The 2,826-nt window shown below is 71.4% G+C and carries 2 protein-coding genes; both read left to right on the top strand.

Annotated elements, in window-relative coordinates; translation table 11 throughout:
* Positions 1 to 28: 28 nt before the first annotated feature.
* A complete protein-coding gene (locus SM611_RS37440) occupies positions 29 to 1,810 on the top strand; it encodes a site-specific integrase (RefSeq protein ID WP_371955151.1) in 1,782 nt (593 codons plus the stop codon).
* 30 nt (positions 1,811 to 1,840) lie between these two features.
* Positions 1,841 to 2,773, top strand: coding sequence for an HD domain-containing protein (locus tag SM611_RS37445; protein WP_371955152.1), 933 nt, complete (start codon positions 1,841 to 1,843; stop codon positions 2,771 to 2,773).
* Positions 2,774 to 2,826: the final 53 nt, after the last annotated feature.

Here is a 2,826-nt window from a genome sequence, read left to right on the forward strand (position 1 = left end):
GCCGGGCCCGGATCGTGCCTGACGAGCCATGAGGCGGCGGGGCCGGTGCGCCGACTGCGGCCGGGACGGCTTGGCGATCTCCGGCTCCCGCCCGGACGGCGCCGGGGTCTGCGGGGCTTGCTACCGCGCCTACCGGCCCAAGACCTACTGCCAGGAGTGCGGCGAACTCCGTTTCCCGGCGGTCAAGGCGGGCGGCCGCTCGGGCAGCGCCCGCACGTTGTGTTCCCGCTGCTACCGGGCCGAGCAGCCCAAGCGCCGCTGCGACGGCTGCGGGCAGCTTCGGAAGATCAACTCCGGGCGGGTCGGCCACCAGGGGCCCTCGCTCTGCTCGACCTGCTACGTCCGCCGCCAGACCCCGGTTTCCTGCGATGAATGCGGGCGGCTGGCGCCACCAGCCGTAGTCCCAGGGGGGCGGACCGCCACCACCCAAGTGCTCTGCGCCCGCTGCTATGAACAGCCCAAACGTCCGTGCGAAGTTTGCGGACGGACCCGCCGGGTCGCGGTCAAGGCCACCGCCGACACCTCTGACCTCTGTTTCACCTGCCATCAAGCGGCCGAGGTGACCTGCACGATCTGCCAGCGGTTCGCCCCGGGCCGTCTCAGCGGAGTCAACGACGCCCCAGCCTGCTTCGCCTGCATCCTCGCCGACCGCCTCACCATCCTGCTCACCGGACCCGACGGCCAGATCCTGCCCGCGCTGCTGCCGTTACGCGAGGCCATCCTGGCCACCGGCAACCCGCAGGCCACCCTGTCCAACCTTCATCGCAGCGGCCGACGCGCCTCCCACGTCCTGGCTGACTTGGCCGCAGGGCGCCTGCCAGTCACCCATGATGCCCTCGACAGCCGCGGCACCAGCCGCTCCATCGACTACCTGCGCGTTCTTCTCGTCGCCTCCGGCGCCCTGCCCGCCCGCGACGAGCACCTGTTTCGCCTGGAGACCTTCGCCCGAACCGTCACCGCCGCCGCTCACCCCGACGACCAGACGCTCATCGCGCTGTTCACCCGCACCCACCTGCTGCGCCGCCTGCACCGCCGTCTCGACGGCGCGTCCCTTCAACCAGGGGCCGCCTACCGGGCCCGCGCCGAACTCGCCGCCACGGGCCGGTTCCTCACCCACCTGCGCGACCGCGGCCGCACCCCGGCCACCTGCCGCCAGACCGACATCGACGCCTGGCTCGTCGACACCCGCCGAGCGAACAACACGCGCGCCTTCTGGTCCTGGGCCACCAGAACCCGGCACCTGCCACCGCTGGACATCCCCACCCAGATCACCGCCGACCCATCCCGGTTCACCCCCGATGACCATCGTTGGGCACTGGCCCGCCGCATCCTCCATGACGCCGCCATCCCCACCGCCGACCGTGTCGCCGCCCTCCTGGTCCTGCTGTTCGCCCAGCACCTCTCAGGCATCGCCCGCCTCACCACAAGCGACCTGCACCACACCCCCGGCGGCACCACCGAACTCGCCCTCGGCCCCACCCGCGTCGTCCTGCCCGAGCCCCTCGCCGACCTGATCAACCAACTCCCCACCCCACGCGCCGACCGGACCGCCCACCACCTCCACGACGACACCTGGCTGTTCCCCGGCCGCCATCCCGGCAAGCCCCTGCACCCCACCAGCCTCGCCCGCCGCCTCACCGCACTCGGCATCGATGCCCGCCCCGACCGCAACGCCGCCCTCCTGGACTACGCCCGACAACTCCCCCCACCCGTCATCGGGCGCCTCCTGGGTCTCGCCCCTGGAACCGTCGACCGCTGGGCCACCATCGCCGGCGGCAAGTGGGCCCGCTACCAGCCCGCCCGATGCTGAACCGGCGTCAGGCCATGGCACCATGCCGCCATGGCCCGATGGATACGCCTTTATGACCCCGAGGAAGACACCTGGTTCCACTACGAACTGGATGACCAGGATCGGGCCGTCCGGCAGATCGAGCTGCAAGGCCCCTACCAGCGCCCCACCACGGCGGCAGCCCTCGACGAGGTGCTCCAACTCCGCGATCACCACGGGCCGGCCGAGCTCAAGGCCTACGAACGCCGCTTCGGCGTTCTCGCCGAAGGCAGCCTCCAGGGCTGGCAAGACGCCGATCACGCCGCCCAGATCACCCGCCACGAGTTCGAGGCACTCTGGGCCCAGGCCAGACAGCACCTCGCACCGCCCGGGCCGAACCAGCCCTCAGCGACAGGCTCCGCCACCCTCGCACGCGCCCTGCACGATCCCACCGAACTGCCGCTCCGCCCACTGCCAGACCAGGTCGCCGACCTGCTGGTGTCGCTGAACTCCCCGGCCCGGCTCGCCGCCCACCTGCGCCTCGTCCATGACGTCGCCTGCCAGATCGTCGACTGGATCCAGCGGCAGCACCCCCAGCTCGACGTCGACGGGGACGCGGTGCTCTTCGGCGCCGCGACCCACGACATCGGCAAATCCCTGCACCCCGGCGAACTCTCCGGACCCGGCTCGACCCACGAGGCAGCAGGCCGAGACCTGCTCCTACGGCACGGGATCGACGACGCCCTCGCCCGCTTCGCGGCCACCCACGCGTCCTGGACCGACGCCGGCATCACCTTGGAAGACCTCCTGGTGAGCCTCGCCGACAAGGTCTGGAAGAACAAACGCGTCCCCGACCTCGAAGCCCTCGTCGTGACCCACCTTGCGCAGGCGACCGGCCGACCGCTCTGGGAGGAATACGCCGCCCTCGACGAACGCCTCACCCACATCGGCGACACCGCCGACCAGCGGCTGGCCATCCAAGCCGCCTACCCGATCCACGGCTGACACGTCGGGCCGACCTAGAATTCCCACACTCTGAATAAGACCCTCCGCCACTA

The sequence above is a fragment of the Actinomadura monticuli genome (genome assembly GCF_041463655.1).
Lineage (GTDB): Bacteria > Actinomycetota > Actinomycetes > Streptosporangiales > Streptosporangiaceae > Spirillospora > Spirillospora monticuli.